This window comes from Rhodococcus sp. IEGM 1409 (assembly GCF_030056735.1).
In the GTDB taxonomy this organism is placed as follows: Bacteria; Actinomycetota; Actinomycetes; order Mycobacteriales; family Mycobacteriaceae; genus Rhodococcus_F.
The window spans coordinates 1-214 of sequence record NZ_JASHKN010000049.1 but is presented as its reverse complement, the minus strand read 5'-3'; the positions used below and the strand labels follow the sequence as shown (position 1 = coordinate 214).

Genomic DNA, 214 nt, shown 5'->3' with positions numbered 1-214 from the left:
GACGGTCTCCCCACACTGGCATCCATCGTCACAGGCGATCGAGCTGATTTCGCCTTGGTGGCCACGCAGGGGCCGGTGTGCAACTCCGACACCCCCAGACGAGAGGTAGGCGATCTCTCCCCCACCACTCCGAGTCTGGCGATGTACTGCCCACCCGCCGACGATCTGGTACCACGCGGAGCACAGTATGCTCCGCGGCCGTACGACCTCGGAT

General features: G+C 65.0%; 1 pseudogene. It reads left to right on the top strand.

The window, feature by feature from the left end:
• Positions 1–214: pseudogene (locus QM716_RS29205) on the top strand (MCE family protein); the annotation flags it as partial.